Genomic DNA, 24,366 nt, shown 5'->3' with positions numbered 1-24,366 from the left:
TGACGAAATATAAGGCATTCCCAATGTAAAATGAGCAAAATACGTTTTATACTGAGAATAACAGTGCAATTTCCGTCTAGCTTTCCCTGATCTTTAAGCATATAATAAGAAAAAACAGTAAGGAGGACCAGCTCATGGCCAGCATGAATTGTCATTACTATAGCTTTTCCCTAAAGCGCACAGTCGATGTAAATGTAATTATCCCAACTCCGGAAGGAAACGAGCAGATCACCAGTGAAGAAACAAAAAAGTCGTACCCATATGATACAGGGCTTCCTGTTCTTTACCTTCTTCATGGTGCCTATGGAGATTACAGCTCCTGGATGAGGTTTTCCAATATTGAACGGTATGCACAAAAGCATTGTGTGGCAGTGGTAATGGCTTCTGCGGATAACAGCTTTTATCAGGACATGTATCTGGGAAATAATTATTTTACCTTTTTTACGGAAGAGCTTCCTGCTTTTGTAAAAAGTATTTTTCCAATCTCAAAGAGAAGAGAAGATACCTTTGTGGCAGGTCTTTCCATGGGCGGCTATGGCGCCTGGTATCTGGGACTTTCAAAGCCAGAGCAGTATGCAAAGGCAGCCAGCTTATCCGGTGCCCTTGATATCGAGATGACTTATGAAAGAACAAAAGACGGGGAAGGCGGATCCCCCTTCCGCTGGGACTTAATTTTTAAGAATCCAACGGATGTGTTGGGAAGCGATGCAGATCTGATTACCCTTTATGACCGCTGTGAGAAGGCCGGGAATCTGCCGGAGCTTTACTTTGCCTGCGGCACCGAGGACTTTGTGTACGATATGAATACCGCCATGAAAGCACAGCTTGATGAGAGAGGCTCTAAGGCTGTCTATGTGGAAGGCCCCGGCAATCATGACTGGGACTTCTGGGAGGCATACATCCAGAAGGTGTTACAGTGGATGTTACCCCTATAAATGATAATTCTTTTCGTGTGCACTTCTTGCATTTTTAATCATATTATGGTAATATAAATACAGTTAGTTTTAGCTAACTGCGTGTGAATATTCTAAATCAGACTAACCCTCTGATTGCATCCTTCATTTGACCCGTGAAGGATCATGACTCCTGCAAGAGAGCCGTACTGGTTACCGCATGACTGGACGGCTTTTTTTGCGCCTATTTTATGCTTAAGATGAATCCGGCGAAAGGCCTGAAAGGAGATATAAAGTTGGAAATTAAACAATTGGAATATTTTGTGGCAACGGCAGACCACGGCAGCTTAAACAAGGCGGCAGAGTACTTATACACTTCCCAGCCCAATGTAAGCAAGGTCATTGCAAATCTGGAAAAGGAACTGGGAGTCCTTTTATTTGAACGAAACAGCAGAGGAATCAAAATCACGGAGCAGGGGAATTTATTGTATACTTACGCACTTTCCATTTTGAAGAACTCCAATATGATTCAGGTCCTGGTAAAAAAGCAGGCGGAGACTTATTTCTGCGTATCTGGTTATCAAAGCAGCATCCTGACCAGATTGGTGGCAGATTTATATGTGGCTCATAAGGATAAAGGTATTAAGTTTGGATACAGAGAAGGGACCGTTGAGGAGATTACTGATCATGTGTCAGAGCACCTATCTGAGATAGGCATTGTCTATCTGGCTCATTCCCAGCTTCCCTGCTTTCATCATATTATGTGGCACAAGAAACTGGAATACCACCCCTTGGGGGACCGTGGAATACGGATCTACATGGGGAATCAACACCCCTGGTATCACAGGGATTCTATTGAATTTGATGAACTGAAGGAACTGAAATTTATGGAAGGTACCGAGGATTTCTTTGCCATGGAGCATCACATCGACCGGATCAGTATAGGGGCCATGCAGATGGAGAATCGTAACAATGCTGTTTATACCAACAGCGATTATATGATTCACAACATGTTAAAGCATACCGATGTCTGCTGCATGGGCATTGATTTTGTTTCCAAGGATTATGAAGCCCAGGGTATCAAGGCACTTAAGGTCAATGACTGTGAACGGTTTCTGACCATTGGCTATGTAAAACAAAAGAAAAAAGAGCTGTCAATGGAAGCCAAGTATTACATAGAGGAGCTTAAGAAAAAGCTGTCTGAGTATAACGATTTGTTATAACCAACCCTCCCTGATTTGTTATTGGTAAGTTAAGACTAACCGTGCTATAGTAGATAGCGTGATAAAATCAGGAGGTACGATAAATGAAAAAGAAGTTATTATATACCTGTCTTGCAGGCGTTATCTCTGCAGCAGTATTAGCTGGATGCAGCAAAGCACCTGCCGGCGGAAAGGAAGCAGCAGCTTCCGCCAAAGCAGAGGAGAGCCAGGAGGCTGGCCAGTCTGATAAGGCGAGGGAGGAGCTGGTGTTTGTTAACTACAGAGACATCAGAGATTTAAATCCTCATCTGTATGCCGGGGAGATGTATGCCCAGGAAATGCTTTACGAAACTCTGGTTACCATTACAGAGGACGGCTACGCGCCATGTCTTGCAGAAAGCTGGACAATCAGTGACGATGGAAAGACATATACCTTTAAGATCCGAAAGGGAGTGACCTTCTCAGACGGAGAGGTTTGCGATGCCAATGCCATAAAAGACAACTTTGATGCCATTATTGAAAATAAGGACCGTCACACCTGGCTGGAGATGATGAATCTTTTAGTGGGAGTTTCCGCACCAGATGAAGAAACCTTTGTCATTGAACTGTCTAAGCCGTATTATCCAATGCTGACAGAGCTTGGAGTGACCAGACCCTTCGCTATGATATCTCCAAAGGCCATGAAGGGCGGAAGTACCAAAGATGGTGTAAGCGCATATGTGGGAACTGGTGCTTACATACTGAAAGAATCTGTAACCGATGAATATGCCATCTTTGAAGCCAATGAATCCTACTGGGGAGAAAAGCCAAAGGTGAAAAAAATTACGGTAAAGGTAATTCCTGATAACCAGACAAGAATTCTTGCTCTGGAAAAAGGAGAAATTGACTTGATCTTCGGCAAAAACATGATTGACGCCGATGCAGTAAATAAATATAAGGAAAGCGGTGATTTCAAAGTTTCCTTATCCGAGCCCACCTCCACAAGACAGATTGTTTTAAATACTACCAATGATATTTTAAAGGAAAAGGCAGTACGTCAGGCGATTCAGCATGCCACCAACCGCAAGGCTATTTCTAACGGAGTCTTTTACGGACTTGAAAAACCTGCAGATACCCTGTTTGCAGAATCCACTCCTTACTGCAAGATCGGACTGACGCCTTATGAGTACGATGCAGAGAAGGCAGGTCAGATGCTTGATGAGGCAGGCTGGGTCATGAGTGGCAATAACATCCGGGAAAAAGACGGTAAAGCATTAAAGCTGTCCCTTTTATACAACAGTGACAGTGTAACGGAGAAGACTATTGCTGAATACTTGCAGTCTGAGTTTGGAAAGCTTGGTATGGGTCTTGAAATTAAGGGAGAAGAGGAGCAGTCCTACCGGGACAACATGAAGGCAGGTCATTTTGACATGGTATTTAATATCTGCTGGGGAACTCCATACGATCCGCAGTCCTCTCTATCTGCCATGAGACAGCCAGTATACGGTGACTTTGCGGCGCAGCAGGGTCTTGAGGATAAGAAGGAAATTGACGAGGCCATCTCAGAGATTCTGGTTTCCACCGATGAAGCAAAGCGTCAGGAGCTCTACCGTTTCGTATTGACAAGGCTTCACGAGGATGCCGTTTACATTCCCCTGACCTATGAGTGCAACAAAGCCATTTATTCTTCCTCATTAAAGGGGGTAGGATTTACCCAGACCCAGTATGAGGTTCCCTTTGGACAGATGTATTTTGAATAAGAACGAAAAGAAACAGGATGTTTACCGGAACCCAAGGAAAAACATCACAGGGGGAACCAGAGGCTGGTTCTCCCTTCTTTCGATACATTGGAGGTAATACATGAAATCATATATCATAAAGCGAACACTGTCTGCCATTCCGCTCTTGCTCCTTATTTCTTTTTTGTGCTTCGTATTTATAAACTTAATTCCGTCTGATCCCGCGGAGGTGGCCCTAAGAGTCCGCCAGACACCTGTAATCACACCAGAGGCCATAGAACAGGTGAGAGAGGAAATGGGACTGAATGACCCCTATCTGGTACGATATGTTAACTGGCTGCTGGACTGTTTGAGGCTTGATTTTGGAGTAAGTTATACGAATCCCTCCCGAACTGTGCTGGGAGAGATCGTCCGTTGTCTCCCGGCCACTTTTGTACTTTCCATGGCGTCTCTTGTCTTTGTAATCGTATTAAGCCTTCCCATCGGATTTTTGTGTGCTGTTTACAAGGACAGCCTTTTTGACCGGGTGGTAAGGGGAATCGTCTTTATGACCACTGCCATGCCTGCTTACTGGATCGGCCTTTTGCTCATCTGGTTGGTCAGTATTAAATGGGATCTGCTGCCCACCAGTGGAAGCGGCACCATAAAGCACCTTATTCTGCCGTCTTTTACCGTGTCTCTCACCTATATCTCAACCTATATCCGCCTCATCCGAAACAATATGCTGGAGAACATGAAAGAGGATTACGTTCTGTACGCAAATGCCAGAGGACTTAGGCAGCGGAACATCCTCATAAGGCATATTTTGAAGAATTCTCTTCACACCTGTATCGTAGCCATTGGCATGAGCGTTCCCCAGCTTATGGCTGGTACCATTGTAGTGGAAAATGTCTTTGCGTGGCCAGGACTTGGAAAGCTCTGCATTACATCTATTTTCAACCGGGATTATCCGGTTATTCAAACCTATGTGCTCTTAATTGGAACCTTATTTGTGGTATTTAATCTGTTGTTTGATATCATACAGTCCATTGCGGACCCAAGACTTCGAAGGGAGGTATCTTAAGATGTGGAAACGTCTGTTTAAGAATAAAATTGCGGTAATCATGATGGCCCTTATTTTTCTGGTGGCTGTCCTTGGTATCTTTGCCCCTGTGTTTGCTCCCAACGATCCTTATGAAAATAATATCCTTCAAAAGTTTTCCGGCTTCAGCCTCACCTATCCCCTGGGGACAGACCAGCTCGGCCGATGTATTTTTTCCAGAATGATTTATGGAATCCGCCCTACACTCTTTCTGTCTCTGGTAACCATGGCAGGAACGATAGGAATCGGCTGTATCATGGGACTTCTGGCCGGATATTTCCGTGGATTTGTGGATGAGATCATAATGAGAGCTGTAGATGTAATGATGTCGTTTCCCAGCCAGATCATGGTTTTTGCCGTAGTGGCACTTCTTGGAGTTGACGTTAGAAATGTAATTCTTGCAAATGTACTCATCAAATGGGCCTGGTATGCCCGTATGATTCGTACTAACGTTATGAAATACAGGGATAAGAACTTTGTTCTTTTTTCCAGATGTGTGGGAAGCGGAGAGCGGTTTATCATGTTAAATCATCTTCTTCCCAGTGTGGCATCTGAGATGGCAGTTCTTGCCACTCTTGATATTGGCTGGGCTATTCTTAACATATCAACTCTGTCCTTTTTAGGACTGGGAGTACAGGCACCCATGCCGGAATGGGGAGCAATGCTGAATGAGGCGAAGAATGTCATGACAACCAATCCGGTCCAAATGATTGCACCAGGACTTGCCATAGTTATCCTGGTGGCTGCCTTTAATCTTCTAGGGGATGCCTTAAGAGATGCCCTAGATCCAAAGGAGGTTAGAATCTGATGGAACCAGTTTTAAAGGTAAGCAATTTAACTATAGAGCACAGGAGTAAAAAATATTCTACCTCCATTGTACACGGCATTGATTTTGAAGTGATGCCAGGTCAGTGCCTTGGTATCCTTGGAGAGAGCGGAAGCGGGAAAAGTATGAGCTTAAAGGGCATAATGGGCCTTTTGGGTCAGGGCTTTACCGTAGAAGGAGAAGCCATATTTCAGGGAGAAAATTTAATCGGGAAATCCAGGGAGCAGCTTCGGAAAATTAGAGGAAAAAGAATCGGGATGATTTTACAAAATCCCATGACCTGCTTTGATCCTCTTTACCGGATTGACGAACAGCTGGCAGAGACATACAGAGAACATAAAAGTCTTACAAAGGCTGAGATTTTGGATCAATCGGTGGAGGTTTTGACATCCATGAGAATCTCAAACCCAAGAGAAGTCTTAAAGAAATATCCTCATCAGCTAAGCGGCGGCATGTTACAGAGAATCATGATAGGACTTGCCATGTCCATGGAGCCGGACCTGATTATTGCCGATGAACCGACAACTGCCATTGATGCCATCACCCAATATGAGATTATGAAGGAATTTGTGCGAATTAAAAAGCAGTCTAAAATTTCTATGATCTTTATCAGCCATGATCTTGGGGTCATATCTGCCATATCGGATCAGGTACTTGTATTGAACCAGGGTAGTGTAGCGGATAAAGGGACCTTCTCCAGAATCTACGAAAATCCCCAGGATCCTTATACCAGGCTGCTTGTGGAAAAGAAAAGGGCAGTTATGGAGAAATATCATCAGGCGGTTCGCAAAAAGGGAGGAATTGGTTTATGATTAAGGCAGAACATATTTACGTCAGCTTTAAAAAGGAAAACCAGACACGGCTGTGGGGCGTGGATCGCCAGCAGGTTCTTACAGATGTCTCTTTTGAGGTAAAAAAAGGAGAGTGTCTTGGAATCCTTGGAGAAAGCGGAAGCGGGAAAAGCACTCTGGGAAGAGTGATTTGCGGTCTGTTAAAGCCGGATAAGGGCCATCTTCTTTTCCATGGGGAGCCAATGGGAAAACGGAAAAAAGGAGAAAAAAAGGCAGTAATAAGCGTGGTATTCCAGGATTACACCACATCTGCAAACCCAAGATTTACGGTCAGGGGCCTGATTGGTGAGGGCTTACGGGCCAGGGAACGGCGGGAGGGCATTTCACTTAATAAGGAAAAGGAAATAGATGAGCTTCTGGAGTTTGTAGGACTGTGCACCAGCTATAAGGAGCGGCTGCCTCACGAGCTGAGCGGAGGGCAGCTTCAGCGTGTGTGCATTGCACGGGCATTGGCTGTAAACCCGGAGGTCATTCTTTTTGATGAAGCCATCAGTTCTTTGGATGCCCATACTCAGGTTCAGATCATGGACTTATTAAAACAGATACAAAAAGATAAGGAACTAACTTATATTTTTATCACTCATGACTTAACCTCAGTCACCTACTTATGCACTCATGTACTATTTCTGTATCAGGGGCAGGTGGCAGAGATGAGAAGTGTGGAAATCATTGGTCAAGCGTCTCATCCATATGCCAGAAAGCTTTTAAATGCCATATTTGATGTAGAGGCTATGGGGGAGGAAGAAATACTACAGCAGGAGGAATTATTATGTGCTACATAAATAACCAGCAATTAAAAAAAGGGTGCAAATTGGAAACCATAATTCCGGTAATCAACCATAACCTTGAGCTACCGGTATGCGCCATAAAAGGAGACGAGGAAGGACCTGTTGTATTAATCTCTGCCGGAGTCCACGGAGCCGAATACATTGGCATAGAGACAGCCATGACTTTGTCAAAAGAGCTAAAGCCCTCTCAAATCCGTGGAACGATCTTGTTTCTTCTGGTGGCAAATCCATCAGCGGCCTATACCTATACCCGCCGTTTCGTGCCAGAGGATGGGAAAAATCTAAACCGTATGTTTCCAGGGAAAAAGGATGGCACCCTCTCGGAAAAAATTGCCTACACTATGGAAAAGGAATTGCAGAATCAGGCAGACTATTACATAGATTTACACTCCGGGGATACCAGTGAACGGGTCATGTCCTTTGTCTATTATGCTGGAGTTGCAACGGAAGAAGTATCAGAAAAATCCAGGATGATGGCAGAAGCAACCGGTATGGCAATCCGGGTTAAGTCTACAGCTATTACTGGCTCCTATAACTATGCAGCTATTCAAGGGATCCCCTCCATCCTCATGGAACGAGGAGGCCAGGGTGCCTTTTTACCAGAAGAGCTAGAAAGCTATAGGCAAGAGGTAAAGCAGGTTCTGGTTCATCTAGGTGTGTTAAGGGATGAGATTTTGACGGAAAAACAGGAGCAGAAGGAAGTTTTGACAGCAACCTATATTAACTCAGAGGCACAAGGCTTCTGGTATCCATGTAAACGTCCGGGTGATACTTTTTTAGAAGGAGAGCTACTTGGAACAGTTAAGGATGTCTGGGGAAATGAGCTTCAGGCAGTTTGTGGAGCGTATGACGGCATCATTCTTTATGAAACCGTGTGCATGGGAGTAAGCCAAGGAGAATCCCTGATTGCATACGGGAAGTGATTTTCTTGTAATAAAAGGCGCTATGGGCTATAATTGTGGGAGAAATGAAATTTGGAGGAATACCATGAAATCTTTGATTATAGCGGAAAAACCCTCGGTAGCAAGGGACATTGCCCGGGTGCTTCATTGTACCAGGAACCAGAACGGGGTCGTTGAGGGAGATAAATATATTGTAACCTGGGGGCTTGGCCATCTGGTCACCCTGGCAGATCCCGAGGATTACGATCCCAAATATAAGGAATGGAAGATGGAAGATCTTCCCATGATGCCGGACCGGTTTAAGCTGGAAGTCATCAAACAGACGGGAAAACAGTACCGTGTGGTCAAAACTCAGATACACAGAAATGATGTGAGTGAAATCATTGTTGCCACAGATGCCGGAAGAGAAGGGGAACTGGTGGCAAGGTTGATTCTTGAAAAGGCAGGGAATAAAAAACCTATCAAGCGGCTTTGGATTTCCTCTGTTACCGATAAGGCCATTCAGGAAGGCTTTGCTAAGTTAAAGGACGGGCACCAGTACGATGATTTATACGATGCTGCCATGTGCCGTGCCGAAGCAGACTGGCTGGTTGGTATCAATGCCACCCGTGCCCTTACCTGCAAATACAATGCACAGCTTAGCTGCGGAAGGGTTCAGACTCCTACCTTAGCGATTATTGCAAAAAGAGAAGAAGAGATTAAAAAGTTTGTTCCTAAGCCCTACTACGGAATCACGGCTAAATGTCAGACTCCTTCCCTTACCTTTACCTGGAGAGACGAAGGCTCTAAAAGCTACCGCTCCTTTGATAAAAAGCGGGTAGAAGCGTTGCTTTTAAAGATGAAGGAAGAGAGTGAAGGTGTGGTCACCGAGGTAAAGAGCGTGCCAAAGAAGACGTATTCTCCTCAGCTTTACGACCTGACTGAGCTTCAAAGAGAAGCCAATCGCCGCTTTAACTATTCCGCCAAGGAGACCTTAAATATCATGCAGAGGCTGTATGAAAATCATAAAGTCCTCACCTATCCGAGAACGGATTCCAGGTATTTGAGTTCAGATATTGTGCCCTCCATTAAGGAAAGGCTGGAGGCCTGCAGCATAGGGCCTTACCGGAAGCTGGCAGGAAGACTGATCAATCAGAAGATTGAGGCAAAGTCATCGTTTGTAGATGATAAAAAAGTATCCGACCATCATGCCATCATCCCAACAGAGCAGTTTGTTCAGATGGATCACATGACCATTGACGAGAGAAAGATCTATGATCTTGTGGTCCGAAGATTTATCGCAGTCCTTTATCCACCCTTTGAGTATGAACAGACAGAACTCTTTGTGGATTTAGGGGGAGAAAAGCTGGTGGCTCGTGGAAAAACTGTAAAAAACTCAGGCTGGAAGGAAGTCTATGAGAACCAGGATGAGGAAGAGGAGGAGCAGGAATTAAAGGAACAGAATCTGCCTCTCATTAAAAAAGGAGAGCGCCTCTCCTCACTTACCCTTTTCATGATAGAAGGAAAGACAAAACCACCTGCTCCATTTAATGAGGCCACTCTTTTGTCCGCCATGGAAAATCCAGTTTCCTATATGGAGTCGAAAGACAGAGATATGGCAAAGACCCTTGGAGAGACCGGGGGGCTGGGAACCGTAGCAACCAGAGCTGATATCATAGAAAAATTATTTTCCAGCTTTCTATTGGAGAAAAAGGGGAAGGACATCTTCGTCACCTCCAAGGCCAGACAGCTTCTCACTCTGGTGCCGGAGGATTTAAAGAAGCCGGAGCTTACGGCTGACTGGGAGATGAAGCTTTCTGAGATTGCCAGAGGAACGAGAAAACGAGCTGCCTTTATGAAGGATATCAGACAGTACTCTGAGGAGCTGATTCATGAGATTAAGGCAGGAGAAGGCTGTTTCTCCCATGATAACCTGACCAATAAAAAATGTCCGGACTGCGGAAAACTGATGCTGTCAGTAAAGGGCAAAAACAGTGAGATGCTTGTTTGCCAGGACCGGGAATGCGGCCATCGGGAAGTGATCTCAAGAACCAGCAACGCAAGGTGTCCGGTCTGCCATAAAAAGCTTTCTCTAAAGGGAAAAGGAGATGGACAGATCTTTGTCTGCCAATGCGGCTATAAGGAAAAGCTTTCTGCCTTTAAGGAACGCCGGACCAAGGAAGGGGCCGGAGTATCCAAAAGAGATGTGGCGAAATACATCAATCAGCAGAACAAGGAAGCAAAGGAAGCCATCAACAGTCCATTTGCTGCGGCATTTGCAAAGCTGGATCTGGGGAAAGAAGATTAGTAAATTAATAGTGAGGGTATCGCAATTTCATCCTTGATGTGATAGAGCGATGCCCTCATTTCTCTTTTTATTTGAATCTCATTTAAAGCCAAGGTAAAACTTTAGTAAAATTTTACTTTGCTTATTGACGGTACCAGAGAGTCCAATTATAATGAAATCTGAAAGGTGAGGATATAGGTTATGGCTACAATTAAAGAAATTTCACAGCTTGCGGAGGTTTCCATCGCAACCGTATCCCGGGTGCTCAATCAGGATGAAACCATTGTGGTGAGCCCGGAAGTGAAAAAGAGGATATTTAAGATTGCCCACGAATTAAAATATGTCCCACCCAGGATGCGTCATACGCAGAAAAAAAGAGAAATTGTCATTGGTGTGGCTGACTGGCACATTATCCGCAAGGACCGGACAAACATCAGGCTTTCCTCCCTGGACATAATCGTTAAGTCCATGTCAGGAAACAGTGAGGTAAGGTTCGAGCGCATGGATAAGGGAACGCCCGGACAGTACGACGGAATCATTGCATTTGGTGTTTTTTCCGAAGAAGAGATGGAATTTCTCCGGATGCAAGGCTATGCCATCGTATTCATCAATTCCGATCCTAAGGATTATGAATATGACAGCATTGTCATGGACTTTAATAAGGGAATCCATGAGATGCTTTCTTATCTTGTGGATCAGAAAAAGTACCGAAGTGTTGGTTACATAGGAGGTCTTTACGAAGAGGGTCAGGTAAAGATCGGCTACCGCAGATTAGAGGGCATCAAAGCAGCTTTCAACCAGAAGGAATTATACGAAGACAAATATTTCTATCTGGGAGATATCAGTAAGGAAAGCGGTTATGAGCTGGCGAAGAGGGCGGTGGAATCCGGATGCCTTCCAGAGGCGGTTCTATTAGGAAGTGAAGAAGTGGCAGAAGGAGCCTTAGAAGCTTTTTATGATGCAGGACTTCGAATTCCTAAGGATGTTGCAGTGGTCATCTATAAGGACATTGAGACTCTGGAATCCAAATGGCCTACCTTCACTAAGGTCCGCATGTTCCCGGAAATCGTCTGGCAGACAGCCATTAAGCTTTTGCTTGAGCAGATCAGGGAAGGGCGAAAGGACAACATGACAATTTATCTTCCGACCAAGCTGGAGGTCGGAGACAGTGCGTAAGTCGTAAAACAAGAGAACCGATGAATCACACGAAAAAGGAGAGCAGTATGAGAAAAACAGTTTCTGTATTAATGGCAGCAGCACTCTGTGCAGCAATGATCGGAGGATGTTCCGGTGGCAGCAAGCAGGCAGGTGCAACCACCGCAGCGACTACCCAGGCAGGAGCAGAAAGTTCCGCAAAGACAGACGATACAAAGGCAGAGAATAAAAAGGTAGACAAGCTCAACGTATATTTCGTACCTTCCAGAGAGCCACAGGAAATCGTAACCGCAACAGAGCCGTTAAAGGACATGCTTAAGACAGAACTTTCAAAAGAAGGTTATGATATTGGTGAGGTAGTGATTACCGTTGGAACCAGCTATGAAGCAGTTGGAGAAGCGCTTTCCGCAGGTACTGCAGATATCGGTCTTATTCCTGGAGGAACCTATGTCCTTTACGATGACGGCGCAGATGTACTTCTTACAGCAACCAGAGATGGTTTAAGCAAGAACTCTGATGCTGCAAAAGACTGGAATGACGGAAAAGCAACCGAGGCTACCACAGAGCAGGCAACCTCTTACCGTTCTCTCATCATTGCAGGTCCTTCTGAAAAAGGACAGGAGCTTGCAAAGAAGATCAACAGCGGCGAAGCTCTTACATTTGAAGATTTAGACGGAGCAAACTGGAGCGTTATGTCTTCCTCCTCACCGGCAGGATACATTTACCCTTCCTTATGGCTTCAGGACAATTTCCAGAAGAACATTTTAAATCTTTCCCATGCCGTTCAGTCTGATTCCTACGGTAGTGCATTTGCAAGACTTGCTGCCGGACAGGTAGATGTACTTTGTACCTACGCAGATGCTCGCAGAGATTATGAGGAAAAATGGAAAGCAGAGTACAACAGAACCGGTTCCATCTGGGAAGAGACCAGCGTCATTGGTGTAACTCCTCCTATCTTCAACGACACAGTAAGCGTAAGCAAGACTTCCAAAATCATGGATGATGCATTCAAGAAAGCTCTTTCCAATGCATTCATCAACATCGGCAAGACAGAAGAAGGCCAGAAGGTCATCGCAATCTACAGCCACAAGGGATATCAGGAAGCAAAGAGCGCTGATTATGACAATGAGCGCAAAGCACAGCAGATGATTAAGGAATTAAATGCAAAATAAATAATACATACAGGCTGCGGGGGCGTCGTAAGGGGTAACAATTGCGGCGCCTCCGCTCTTTGTGCATGGAAATGAGGAAAAGTATGATTGAATTTAATCACGTAAGCAAAAAATATCCCAACGGCTTTGAGGCTTTAAAAGATATTAACTTAACCATTGAACAGGGAGAATTCGTGGCAATCATCGGTTTATCCGGTGCGGGAAAGTCCACCCTTCTTCGGACCATTAACCGTATGCACGACATTACAGAGGGAAGCTTAACCGTAGACGGCACCGATGTCATGCAGCTTAGGGGTGGGGAGCTTAGAGGCTTCCGCAGAAAGATCGGCATGATCTTCCAGTCCTTTAACCTGGTGACCAGAACCAGAGTCATTAATAACGTTCTCATGTCAAAGGTACCGGAACTGTCCTTCTTTCGGGCCCTGTTTGGCATTTATCCAAAGGAAGATAAGTTAAATGCACTGGAAGCTCTTGATAAGGTGGGAATTTTAGATAAGGCATTTGTCCGTGCCGACCAGCTCTCCGGCGGACAGCAGCAGAGAGTTGCCCTTGCAAGAACGCTTGCCCAGAATCCTCAGATCATCCTGGCCGATGAACCGGTTGCCTCTCTTGACCCGGTAACGGCAAAGCAGGTCATGGGAGATTTTCAGAGAATCAACAAGGAGATGAACATCACCATTCTTTTAAACATCCATCATGTGGATCTGGCACTCCAGTATGCCAGCCGTGTGGTAGGCATCCGTTCCGGCGCCATCGTATATGACGGTCCGGCTTCCGAAGTAACGGAGGAAATCTTAAACGAGATCTATGAAGGAAAACAAAAGGAGGCCGAAGGATGAGTGTATATGACAAGATATTTCCACCCAGGAAAATGGAATTGTCAAATGGGAAAGCCGTCTATAAGCCAGCGTCCAGACTTCCTCTCGTCGCCTTAATCGTTGTGCTTTTTACCATACTTTCCGTAAAGATCACTGGCTTTGACCTGGCCGTTTTAAAGGAGCGGGGTTACCAGTTTTTTGTCATCCTTGGAATGATGATTCCACCAGCATTTTCCTATAGCTCCCAGGTGTGGGAGCCCCTGTTTGACACGGTAAAAATGTCTCTCTTAGGAACTGTTGTAGGTGCTGTCACTGTCATACCATTTGCCATGGCTGCTTCCACCAATATTATTAAAAATTCTGTCTTAGTTAGTGTGGTAAGACTGTTTTTAAGCATTGTAAGAACCCTTCCCACCCTGGTGACCGCTCTTGTTGCGACTTATGTTTTCGGACTGGGTACCTTAGCAGGAACCACGGCAATTGCTGTGTTTACCTTTGCCTATATGGGGAAAATCCTTTACGAAGAGATTGAAACTGTGGATATGGGTGCCTTTGAAGCCATGGAAGCCATTGGAGCTACCAAAGTAAGAGCCTTTGCAAGTGCCATTATTCCACAGGTCCTGCCATCCTATATCTCAAACGGTCTGTTCTGTTTTGAGGGAAATGTCCGTTATGCAGCCATCTTAGGCTATGTAGGTGCAGGTGGTCTTGGACTCATTCTCAATGAAAAGCTGGGCTGGAGAGAGTATCCAAGTGTAGGTATGATTCTGCTCATGCTGTTTGTAACCGTATTTCTCATTGAATCGGTGAGCCGTTATTGCCGCAAGAAACTGGTATAGGAGGGCGTACATATGAATAAACAAATTGAAAAAGCATACGCTGAACGGCCAAAGAATACAGTATACCAGATAGCAGTGTCTGTCATTGTCCTGGTGTGTATCTTATGGTCCGGTTCCGCGGTTGAGATATCAAAGGGAGGTCTTTCAGGCCTTTCTATTGCAGGAAATATCTTAAATGGTATTTTCCATCCAGAACCAAAGCTACTGTTTAACTTAACCATTCAGGGCGTGCCTTATCTCCTTCTTGAGACCGTTTGTATTGCATTTTTAGGAACTCTGGTAGGTGCATTTTTAGCCATTCCACTGTCATTTTTATCAGCGTCCAATTTAATGCCAGCACCCATTGCCTTTATCAGCCGTCTGATTATCATGGCAATTCGTACCATACCTGCATTTGTATATGGTCTTATGTTTATCCGTGTCAGCGGACCTGGCGCATTTACCGGACTTCTCACCATGTCTGTCTGCTCCATTGGTATGGTATCCAAGATGTACATTGAAGCCATTGAGGATTTAGATACCAGGATTTTAGAGTCCTTAGATGCCTGTGGCTGTACGACGTTTCAGAAGATCCGCTATGGCATTCTTCCCCAGTTGATTCCAAACTTCGCCTCTACGGTAATTTATAGGTTTGACATCAATTTAAGGGATGCTACGGTTCTTGGTCTCGTGGGTGCCGGAGGTATTGGCGCACCTTTAATCTTTGCCATGAATTCCTACCGCTGGAATGAGGCTGGAGCGATTTTAGTGGGACTTGTCGTGTTGGTTCTCCTGGTGGAATACATCTCCACAAAGATTCGTGTAAAGCTGGCCAGGGGGTGATGGAATGAAACGAAAAGCAACGATATATTACACCTCAGATGTCCATGGATACCTGCTTCCGACCTCATACGGAGACAAAGAGGAAAAGGCCATGGGTCTGTTAAACTGTGTATCCAACTTTAAAAAGGACGGAAATACACTTGTTTTTGATGGGGGAGATACGCTTCAGGGCTCTCCCATGGCCTCCTACATTATGGCAAAGGGAGGTGAGGTTCTTGAATCCGAGCCTATCGCTCTTGTGTATAATGAGGCAGGGTATGATTGCGTGGTTCCGGGAAACCATGACTTTAACTTTGGATATGAACGCCTTTCCCATTATTACAATGCGTTGCATGGTGCCTGTCTTGGTGCCAATGTAGAAGATCTGGAAGGTGAATTAAAGCTCTCAAACAGTAAAATCTTCACTCTGGAAAATGGCCTTCGTCTGGGCGTTACAGGCATTGTAACTGATTATGTCAATGTTTGGGAACAACCGGAGCATCTTAAGAATATAAAGATAACAGATGCCTTTATGGCAGCAAAGAAGGAACTGTCCCTTCTTAAGGATCAGTGTGATGTCACCATCTGTATTTATCATGGCGGCTATGAATGCGATCTGGAAACTGGTGAGGTCTTAAGCACCAGCGGTGAAAACGTAGGCTACCGGATTTTAAAAGAGCTGGACTATGATATCCTCCTGACAGCTCATCAGCATATGCCGGTTTCTGGAAGAGAGATTTGCGGGACCCATACCCTTCAGGTAATGGCCAATGCCATTCAGTTTGCCAGGATTGAGATTACAGTCTCAGAGGGCAAGGTTACTGTTGAATCCACCATTTGCCCGGCGGGCGATTACCATGAGGAAGAGCCCTATAAGACCCTTCTTCCATTGGAGGGCGAAGTACAGAAATGGCTTGACGTGAGCATTGGAAGATTAAAAGAACCAGTCTTAGAAATGAGCAAGCTTGATATGGCGATGTACGGTTCTGGAATCGCAGATTTATTTAACCAGATACAGCTTTTCTATTCTGGGGCGGATATCTCCTGTGTGGGCCTTGGCAATACTCCTATGAGTCTCCCGGAGCACATCACCATGCGGGATCTGGTAAGGGTATACCCCTTCTCCAACACCCTGGTCGTTTTATCCGTTGATGAGGCTGCTCTTAAAAAAGCGTTGGAACGCTGCGCCGAATACTTCACCTTAAAGGATGGTGTCATTGAGATTTCTGATGTATTCTTAAATCCAAAGGTGGAGCATTACAATTACGATTATTTTGCAGGAATCACCTATGAAGTAGATGTGACCATGCCGGTAGGAAGCCGGGTAAGGTCCATTTTATATCAGGGTGAACCGTTAAATGGACGGAGCTTAAGTCTTTGTATGAGTGATTACAGAGGAAGTGGAACCGGAGGCTATGAAGTGTACAAAACGTGTCCGGTAATAAAGCGAATCGGTACCGATGTACCTGAGCTTGCCCTGGATTATTTAAAAAAGCACCCCGTGGTAGAACTCCAAAAGAATGGGAGCATCATCATCCGTAGGTAAAAGGCTGTTCGCACCAAAATGACAAAAATATTCCAGTTGGACTTTAAAAATTTTACTTGACAAAAAATCATTCATGCTTTAGTCTAGCTATATACTTTATAAAACGAAGTTAACAATAATTTTCAAGGCAAAGAAGCCATAACAATGTGCAGCGTCGCACAAGGTTATGGCTTAATTTTTTTACCCAAAATTAAGAAAGAGGTGCTTTTTTATGGATCACGGAGATTTTTCATGGATGCTTGTTTGTTCCGCTCTCGTATTTATCATGACCCCGGGGCTGGCATTTTTTTATGGAGGTCTGGTAAAACGAAAAAATGTTGTAAACACCATAATGTCATCAGCCATCATGATGGGAGTTGGATCAATTCTTTGGGTTTTGATCGGTTTTTCTCTCTCCTTTAGTGGAGATATTGGCGGTGTCATCGGAAATCTTAACTGGTTCGGCCTTAACTTCGATACCTTCGCCGACACCACACACCCTTACCCCAATACCCTTGTATTCGCCATCTTCCAGATGATGTTCGCCATCATTGCTCCGGCTCTTATTACCGGTGCTGTGGCAGAGCGAATGAAATTTTCCTCTCTGGTCATTTTTGTGGCATTGTGGTCCATTATCGTGTATTATCCCCTGGCGCATATGGTATGGGGCGGCGGATTCCTGTTCCAGATCGGCTCCGTAGATTTTGCTGGCGGAAACGTAGTTCACATCAGTTCTGGTATCAGTGCACTGGTTCTCTCCTTCCTTCTTGGAAAGCGAAGAAACTTAGGCAAAGCACCGTATCACCCACACAATGTACCTTTCGTATTTTTGGGAGCAGCACTTCTCTGGTTTGGCTGGTTCGGATTTAATGGAGGCAGCGCACTGGCAGCCAATGAGCTGGCAGCTCACGCATTCATGACTACCAACACAGCAGCAGCTTCTGCACTTCTTTCCTGGATTCTCATAGAAGTGATTAAAAATGGAAAGCCTACCCTGGTAGGAACCTCTACCGGTCTTGTAATCGGTCTGGTTGCCATTACCCCAGGTGCTGGATTTGTACCGATTTGGGCGGCCATCATCATCGGAGCATTGGTAAGCCCGATTTGCTATTACTTTATCAATGTAATTAAGCCTAAGTTTGGCTATGACGATGCACTTGATGTATTCGGATGCCATGGCATTGGAGGACTTTGGGGCGGTATTGCAACTGGTATCTTTGCAAATACCAAGATTAATTCCGCAGCACCATGGAATGGTCTTATATACGGAGAAGTTACCTTATTCCTTCGTCAGCTTGCAGCCATTGTTATCACCATCATCATTGCTGTTGTAGGAACCCTTATAGCCGCTAAGATCGCTTCTCTGATTACCAAAGGAATCAAGGTATCCAATAAGGATGAGATGATCGGACTTGACGTATCGGAGCATGGCGAAACTGCTTATCCGGCATTTAATGGTATGGATTAAGAGAAGGGGGACAGTCTCATGAAGAAAATAGAAGCATTTATCCGTCCGGAGAAGCTGGAGGATATTAAAGAAATCATGGAAGAGCAGAAGTTAAACGGCTTGAGCATCAGCCAGGTTATGGGCTGTGGAAATCAGAAGGGCTGGACAGAATATGTCCGCGGTGCTGAGGTCGATTATAACTTTCTTACAAAGATAAAGATCGAAATGGTTGTGGCTGATGACCAGGCTGAAACGGTTATCAGTGCAATTACAAAAAAAGCTTATACCGGTGAATTTGGTGATGGAAAGATTTTTATTTCCGATATTCAGGATGCGGTTCGTATTCGTACCGGAGAGCGTGGAGAAGATGCGATTAAATAGTTTCTTCTATATAATAGAGCAGTGGGCTGGAGTTGCGACCAGACACTGCTTTTTTTAGTGGGGTAAGAATTGATTTAGTCTTTGCTATGTTTGTGTGTATAGAGGAAAATTTGCGGAATAAATTATGATGTTACTTTGATTCTTATGTTACTTTGTTTTAGAAGGATGCAGCAAGTGTGTTTATACATTTTTACTTGGTAATGATGAAAAGAAATTAAAACTTTATTACAATAGGAATAATTAAAAATTCACTTAGAAGTTAGCTTGGTTGGTTTTATAATACATAAAAATATTAATTTAATTCATATTCATCTGCTAAGAATAAAATATGATTGCTGATTATATATGTATCAGTTTTATGAATCATTATAATCAGGTAAAGGAAATTATTACATAATTATACTGAACATTGAGTAATTCAAAACTGGTGATTAAGAATACTGATATAATTAATTAAAGGTCGTTTTTAATCGAGTAAGAGAATACATAAGTTAAACGGAGCCACCGGTCCGACTGGGGATATTGGCCCCACGGGAGTGACAGGCCCCACAGGAGATATAGGTCCAACAGGAAGCACTGGCCCGACAGGAGCTACGGGTTCAACAGGAGCTAGGGGGCCAACTGGTGCAACGGGTCCGATGGGGAGTACAGGTCCCACAGGAGCTACAGGTTCCGCAGGAGAAACAGGTCCAACCGGAGCTACGGGTCCGACAGGAGCTACAGGTCCGACAGGAACAACTGGTCCCACAGGAGCCACCGGTCCAACAGGAGTCACTGGCCCGACGGGAGTCATCGGCCCCACAGGAAGCACCGGCCCGTTAGGAGAAACAGGCGCTACGGGAGCGACTGGCCCAACTGGAGATACTGATCCCACAGGAGATATTGGTCTAACGGGGGATACGGGCTCAACAGGAGCCACGGGCCCGACAGGAGCCACCGGTTCAACAGGAGCCACCGGTCCGACGGGGGAAACTGGTCCAGCGGGAGCCACGGGCCCGATGGGAGCGACTGGTCCAACAGGAGCCACGGGCCCAATGGGAGTCACGGGTCCGACGGGAGCCACGGGTCCAACGGGAGAAACAGGTCCGACTGGCCCGACAGGAGCCACGGGCCCAACGGGAGTCACCGGTCCGACGGGAAGTACCGGCCCGACGGGAGAAACAGGTCCAACAGGAACCACCGGTCCAACAGGAGCTACTGGCCCAACGGGAGTCACTGGCCCAACAGGAGATACCGGCCCGACAGGAGAAACAGGTCCAACAGGAGCCACGGGCCCAACGGGAGTCACCGGTCCGACGGGAAGTACCGGCCCGACGGGAGATACCGGCCCAACGGGAGAAACCGGTCCAACAGGAACCATCGGTCCAACAGGAGCTACTGGCCCAACGGGAGTCACTGGCCCAACAGGAGATACCGGCCCGTCCGGAGCTACGGGTCCGACGGGAGCCACTGGTCCGACAGGAGCCACGGGCACAACGGGAGCCACGGGTCCGACAGGAGCCACGGGCCCAACGGGAGTCACCGGTCCGACGGGAAGTACCGGCCCGACGGGAGTTACCGGCCCAACGGGAGAAACCGGTCCAACAGGAACCATCGGTCCAACAGGAGCTACTGGCCCAACGGGAGTCACTGGCCCAACAGGAGATACCGGCCCGACGGGAGCCACTGGTCCGACAGGAGCCACGGGCCCAACGGGAGTCACCGGTCCGACGGGAAGTACCGGCCCGACAGGAGATACCGGCCCGACAGGAGAAACAGGTCCAACAGGAGCCACTGGCCCAACAGGAGTCACCGGCCCAACAGGAGTTACCGGCCCAACAGGAGTTACCGGCCCGACCGGAGCTACTGGTTCGTCGGGAGCCACGGGTCCGACAGGAGCCACTGGCCCAACGGGAGCCACAGGTCCAACAGGAGCCACGGGCCCGACAGGAGAAACAGGTCCAACAGGAGCCACGGGCCCAACAGGAGTCACCGGCCCGACCGGAGCTACTGGTCCGACGGGAGCCACGGGTCCGACAGGAGCCACTGGCCCAACGGGAGCAACCGGCCCAACGGGAAGTACCGGTCCAACGGGAAGTACCGGCCCAACGGGAAGTACCGGTCCAACGGGAGCTACCGGTCCAACTGGAGCCACTGGCCCTACCGGACCAAGCGCAGTTAATAACGTTAGACTGGTTAGTAGTATTGAAAGTGTGGCTTATGTTTTATATCCGCCTTTAGATACAGAAGTAACAATAGCAACAGTATCTGCGGAGGTAACTGCGGGTAATCAAGTAAAGGTGGGTTACACATTTTTTCTGGATTGTGCTGCAGTCGAATTATATCATTTTGTGGTTAATATACGATTATATCGTGATGGAATCCAAATTTTTAGCCGCGATTTCAGAGATAGCGGAAATGTAGGCCCAGGCACTGGTTTTAATCTTTCCCATAATATTTCGCACACCTTTGTAGACACGGCTCCTGTGACTACCACCTCCACTTATGAGGTACGTGTTATCACTGAACTTGCTTTTAGCATTGATGTAATGTCTTCAGGTCGTGATAACTCTATAGATCTCCTTATAATCTAGTTTCAAACAGCAGGCAGCCTGGATAGATAAAGGCTACCTGTTGTTTAAATTATATATCTGTAATATTTTTTACACATATTATTAATGGCATAAACAGAGAGAGTTGAACATTTTATTTAAATATTTCTTTCTTTATATACATACTCTAAATGATAGTGTGTATCATCTTACATAAGTTAAACGTAGCTACCGGTCCGACAGGGGATACTGGCCCTTCTGGATCAATTGGTCCGACGGGAGCTACAGGTCCAACGGGGGCAATTGGTCCAACCGGAGAGACGGGCCCAACAGGATTTACAGGTCCAACAGGAGCGACCGGTCCTACTGGGAGTACAGGACCAACGGGAGCCACCGGCCCGACAGGAGAAATTGGCCCAACGGGAGAAACAGGACCAACTGGAGTTACAGGTCCAACAGGAGCTATCGGTCCAACGGGAGCTACCGGTCCGACAGGAGCTACCGGTCCGACAGGAGCTACCGGTCCGACAGGAGCTACCGGTCCGACAGGAGCTACCGGTCCGACAGGAGCTACCGGTCCAACAGGAGAAACCGGTCAGACGGGAGCCACCGGCCCGACAGGAGCTACCGGTCCAACGGGAGTCACGGGCCCAACGGGAGCTACCGGTCCAACGGGAGTCACGGGCCCAACGGGGGCTACAGGCTCAACGGGAGCCACCGGTGATACCGGAGCCACCGGCCCGACGGGAGCTACCGGCCCGACGGGATTCACCGGCCCGACAGGACTAATAGGTCCAACGGGATCCACGGGTCCGACAGGAGCTACCGGCCCGACGGGATTCACCGGCCCAACGGGAGTTACAGGCCTAACGGGAGCCACCGGCCCAACGGGAGCCACAGGCCCAACGGGGGCTACAGGCCCAACGGGAGCCGCCGGTGATACCGGAGCCACAGGCCCGACGGGAGAAACTGGTATGGTGGGAGAAACAGGTCCAACCGGAGTAACGGGCCCGACGGGAGAAACAGGTCCGGCGGGAGAAACAGGTCCTACCGGAGTAACGGGCCCGACGGGAGCTACAGGTCCAACGGGAGCCACCGGCCCCACAGGACTAATAGGTCCAACGGGATCCACGGGTCCGACAGGAGTAACGGGTCCGACAGGAGCTACCGGCCCGACGGGATTCACCGGCCCAACGGGAGCTACAGGTCCAACGGGAGTTACCGGTCCAACAGGAGCTACCGGCCCGACGGGAATCACAGGTCCTACCGGAGTAACGGGCCCGACGGGAGCCACCGGCCCCACGGGACTAATAGGTCCAACGGGATCCACGGGTCCGACAGGAGTAACGGGTCCGACAGGAGCTACCGGCCCGACGGGATTCACCGGCCCAACGGGAGCTACAGGTCCAACGGGAGTTACCGGTCCAACAGGAGCTACCGGCCCGACGGGAATCACAGGTCCTACCGGAGTAACGGGCCCGACGGGAGCCACCGGCCCCACGGGATTCACCGGCCCAACGGGAGCTACAGGTCCAACGGGAGATACCGGTCCAACGGGAGCCACGGGCCCCACGGGAAGCACCGGTCCAACGGGGGAAACCGGTCCAACGGGAGCCACGGGTCCGACGGGAGCCACCGGCCCCACGGGAGTTACCGGTCCGACGGGAGTCACGGGCCCCACCGGTCCAACGGGGGAAACCGGTCCAACGGGAGCCACCGGTCCTACCGGAGCCACGGGTCCAACGGGAGCCACTGGTCCCACAGGGGACATTATCACAGCGAGAAACTTATTTATTGCAAATAATGAGAATATTTTAGTAGGTGGTATACAGTCTGTTCCTTTCAATGTAACTGTTATGGATAATGGTGCCCCAGATATTGTTCAATCAGCCCCTGATGCAATTACTCTATTAACTGGAACATATCTAGTATCCTGGGAAGTTCATGGTTCAGTAGCCTCTCCCGGACTTTATATGGCTTTTGATTTTAGAGCCCCAGGTTTGATTGTTCCTGGCGGAAGGGTGATTAATACCAGCGGGCCCGTAGCTCCTAATAGAATGTCTGAAGGTATCACTTTCCTTGTACGGGTTACGGCGCCAAGCACAACATTTACTTTGACGAATGATGCTTTTACAGATGTCAGTTTAGCCTCTGCAATTGGACTATTTTCAGCACAAATTATGATTGTTAAAATATCTGATTAAGATGTATTGAGTATCCTGCGGAGATTGTAGACGCATAAAAAGGCTGCCTGGGAAGTCGATTTTATTATTGGACTTCCCAGACAGCTTTTTCGAATGTCAAATAGTATAATGTCAATTTTGACTTCCCCATTTTACCCGATATTCACCCATATGCCCATGCTGAATATTGGTAACACAAAGTAGATATGATTATACACTCAGTAAGCCAGCTTGACATATTATGATAAGTATAATAGCTGTAGAAGTACTGAATGTAGATAGGTAATATAGGTGGCTTTTGCAGTTATTGTTCGACAACACTCTATTTTAGGTAAAGGAGAAGGATATCATGAGCGACACAGTTTTACAGATAGAGCGGTTAATAGATGGAACCGTTGGGGTAAATGATAATGTAATTTTTGATTCCATTGTGGTTATATCTGATTCCGTCAGCTATAACAGCGCGACCGGTACCATAACTTTGCTTCAACCGGGTAGATATGAATTTGACTGGTGGGTAGACACCCAATCTTCTGCATCCTCTAATGGTGTGGGCTTTGCTCTTGTATCATCTCAGGGGGACCTCCTTGTAGGCAATTCACCTATAAAGACAGGTGAGGTTGTAGGTGTGGCCATACTTGTAGTCAATGAAGTACCTGTTACGGTAGAGCTTAAAAATAACAGTACAGCGGAAGTGTATTATCCCACGATAGTCCCAGTCAAAGCAACACTTGTAGTGATTGGCGGGGAGGGTTCCGGTGGAACTGGCCCGACTGGCCCAACAGGAGCAACTGCTCCGTTAAACTTGTGGTAAGAATCAAAAAAATATTATGATAACTTCTCAAAATAAAGACAAAATACTCATATATGAAAAACAATACACAATATATTCAGACTATTTATCCATACAACATCTGATAAAATAACATGAATATGTCGAAATTTAAGGTAGGAATCTATCTAAGTAGACAACTATAATTGCATATG

At 46.7% G+C, this 24,366-nt stretch carries 20 protein-coding genes; all 20 read left to right on the top strand.

Translation table 11 applies throughout. From position 1 onward, the window contains the following. Positions 1–134 precede the first annotated feature (134 nt). The 20 genes from OW255_RS19565 (at position 135) to OW255_RS19470 (ending at position 24,193) form a co-directional block, all read left to right on the top strand. Positions 135–935 carry an alpha/beta hydrolase gene (locus tag OW255_RS19565; protein ID WP_268115079.1) on the top strand — a complete coding sequence of 267 codons (801 nt, stop codon included), beginning with the start codon at positions 135–137 and terminating at the stop codon, positions 933–935. Between the two features lie 254 nt (positions 936–1,189). After that, positions 1,190–2,116 carry a LysR family transcriptional regulator gene (locus tag OW255_RS19560; RefSeq protein ID WP_268115078.1) on the top strand — a complete coding sequence of 309 codons (927 nt, stop codon included), beginning with the start codon at positions 1,190–1,192 and terminating at the stop codon, positions 2,114–2,116. Between the two features lie 83 nt (positions 2,117–2,199). Continuing rightward, positions 2,200–3,834: a nickel ABC transporter substrate-binding protein gene (gene nikA / locus OW255_RS19555; protein ID WP_268115077.1), complete on the top strand. Its 1,635-nt coding sequence runs from the start codon at positions 2,200–2,202 to the stop codon at positions 3,832–3,834. A gap of 100 nt (positions 3,835–3,934) precedes the next feature. Further along, positions 3,935–4,876: a nickel/cobalt ABC transporter permease gene (gene opp1B / locus OW255_RS19550; RefSeq protein WP_268115076.1), complete on the top strand. Its 942-nt coding sequence runs from the start codon at positions 3,935–3,937 to the stop codon at positions 4,874–4,876. 1 nt (position 4,877) lies between these two features. Then, the gene (gene opp1C / locus OW255_RS19545; protein WP_268115075.1) at positions 4,878–5,702 is read left to right on the top strand and encodes a nickel/cobalt ABC transporter permease; all 825 of its coding nucleotides are present in this window, start codon (positions 4,878–4,880) and stop codon (positions 5,700–5,702) included. After that, positions 5,702–6,532: an ABC transporter ATP-binding protein gene (locus tag OW255_RS19540; RefSeq protein ID WP_268115074.1), complete on the top strand. Its 831-nt coding sequence runs from the start codon at positions 5,702–5,704 to the stop codon at positions 6,530–6,532. Before opp1C ends, OW255_RS19540 begins: the two co-directional genes overlap by 1 nt. Next, the gene (locus tag OW255_RS19535; protein WP_268115073.1) at positions 6,529–7,353 is read left to right on the top strand and encodes an ABC transporter ATP-binding protein; all 825 of its coding nucleotides are present in this window, start codon (positions 6,529–6,531) and stop codon (positions 7,351–7,353) included. Before OW255_RS19540 ends, OW255_RS19535 begins: the two co-directional genes overlap by 4 nt. Beyond that, positions 7,341–8,282 (top strand): M14 family metallopeptidase, encoded by a 942-nt coding sequence (locus tag OW255_RS19530; protein WP_268115072.1) that lies wholly within the window; start codon positions 7,341–7,343, stop codon positions 8,280–8,282. The genes OW255_RS19535 and OW255_RS19530 overlap by 13 nt, the downstream gene beginning before the upstream one ends. Positions 8,283–8,346: 64 nt before the next feature. After that, entirely contained in the window at positions 8,347–10,548 is a 2,202-nt protein-coding gene (locus OW255_RS19525; RefSeq protein WP_268115071.1) for a DNA topoisomerase III, read from the top strand. Positions 10,549–10,728: 180 nt separating this feature from the next. Beyond that, entirely contained in the window at positions 10,729–11,703 is a 975-nt protein-coding gene (locus OW255_RS19520; RefSeq protein WP_268115070.1) for a LacI family DNA-binding transcriptional regulator, read from the top strand. A gap of 47 nt (positions 11,704–11,750) precedes the next feature. Next, the gene (locus OW255_RS19515) at positions 11,751–12,854 is read left to right on the top strand and encodes a phosphate/phosphite/phosphonate ABC transporter substrate-binding protein (protein ID WP_268115069.1); all 1,104 of its coding nucleotides are present in this window, start codon (positions 11,751–11,753) and stop codon (positions 12,852–12,854) included. 83 nt (positions 12,855–12,937) lie between these two features. Further along, entirely contained in the window at positions 12,938–13,693 is a 756-nt protein-coding gene (gene phnC / locus OW255_RS19510; protein ID WP_024838131.1) for a phosphonate ABC transporter ATP-binding protein, read from the top strand. Next, positions 13,690–14,511 (top strand): phosphonate ABC transporter, permease protein PhnE, encoded by an 822-nt coding sequence (gene phnE / locus OW255_RS19505; RefSeq protein ID WP_268115068.1) that lies wholly within the window; start codon positions 13,690–13,692, stop codon positions 14,509–14,511. The genes phnC and phnE (OW255_RS19505) overlap by 4 nt, the downstream gene beginning before the upstream one ends. Before the next feature lie 12 nt (positions 14,512–14,523). Next, positions 14,524–15,333: a phosphonate ABC transporter, permease protein PhnE gene (gene phnE, locus OW255_RS19500; RefSeq protein WP_268115067.1), complete on the top strand. Its 810-nt coding sequence runs from the start codon at positions 14,524–14,526 to the stop codon at positions 15,331–15,333. Between the two features lie 4 nt (positions 15,334–15,337). Continuing rightward, complete coding sequence (locus tag OW255_RS19495; RefSeq protein WP_268115066.1) at positions 15,338–16,858, top strand: bifunctional metallophosphatase/5'-nucleotidase; 1,521 nt, start codon at positions 15,338–15,340, stop codon at positions 16,856–16,858. Between the two features lie 211 nt (positions 16,859–17,069). Beyond that, the gene (locus tag OW255_RS19490) at positions 17,070–18,305 is read left to right on the top strand and encodes an ammonium transporter (RefSeq protein ID WP_024838135.1); all 1,236 of its coding nucleotides are present in this window, start codon (positions 17,070–17,072) and stop codon (positions 18,303–18,305) included. A gap of 18 nt (positions 18,306–18,323) precedes the next feature. Then, positions 18,324–18,665, top strand: coding sequence for a P-II family nitrogen regulator (locus tag OW255_RS19485; protein WP_268115065.1), 342 nt, complete (start codon positions 18,324–18,326; stop codon positions 18,663–18,665). A 536-nt stretch (positions 18,666–19,201) separates the two neighbouring features. Then, complete coding sequence (locus OW255_RS19480; protein WP_326498139.1) at positions 19,202–21,238, top strand: collagen-like domain-containing protein; 2,037 nt, start codon at positions 19,202–19,204, stop codon at positions 21,236–21,238. Between the two features lie 149 nt (positions 21,239–21,387). Next, positions 21,388–23,400, top strand: coding sequence for a collagen-like domain-containing protein (locus OW255_RS19475; protein ID WP_331485701.1), 2,013 nt, complete (start codon positions 21,388–21,390; stop codon positions 23,398–23,400). Positions 23,401–23,728: 328 nt separating this feature from the next. Continuing rightward, positions 23,729–24,193 carry a hypothetical protein gene (locus OW255_RS19470; RefSeq protein WP_268115064.1) on the top strand — a complete coding sequence of 155 codons (465 nt, stop codon included), beginning with the start codon at positions 23,729–23,731 and terminating at the stop codon, positions 24,191–24,193. Positions 24,194–24,366: the final 173 nt, after the last annotated feature.

It is taken from the genome of Lacrimispora xylanolytica (assembly GCF_026723765.1).
GTDB lineage: Bacteria > Bacillota > Clostridia > Lachnospirales > Lachnospiraceae > Lacrimispora > Lacrimispora xylanolytica.
This window is presented reverse-complemented; position numbering and strand designations above follow the sequence as displayed.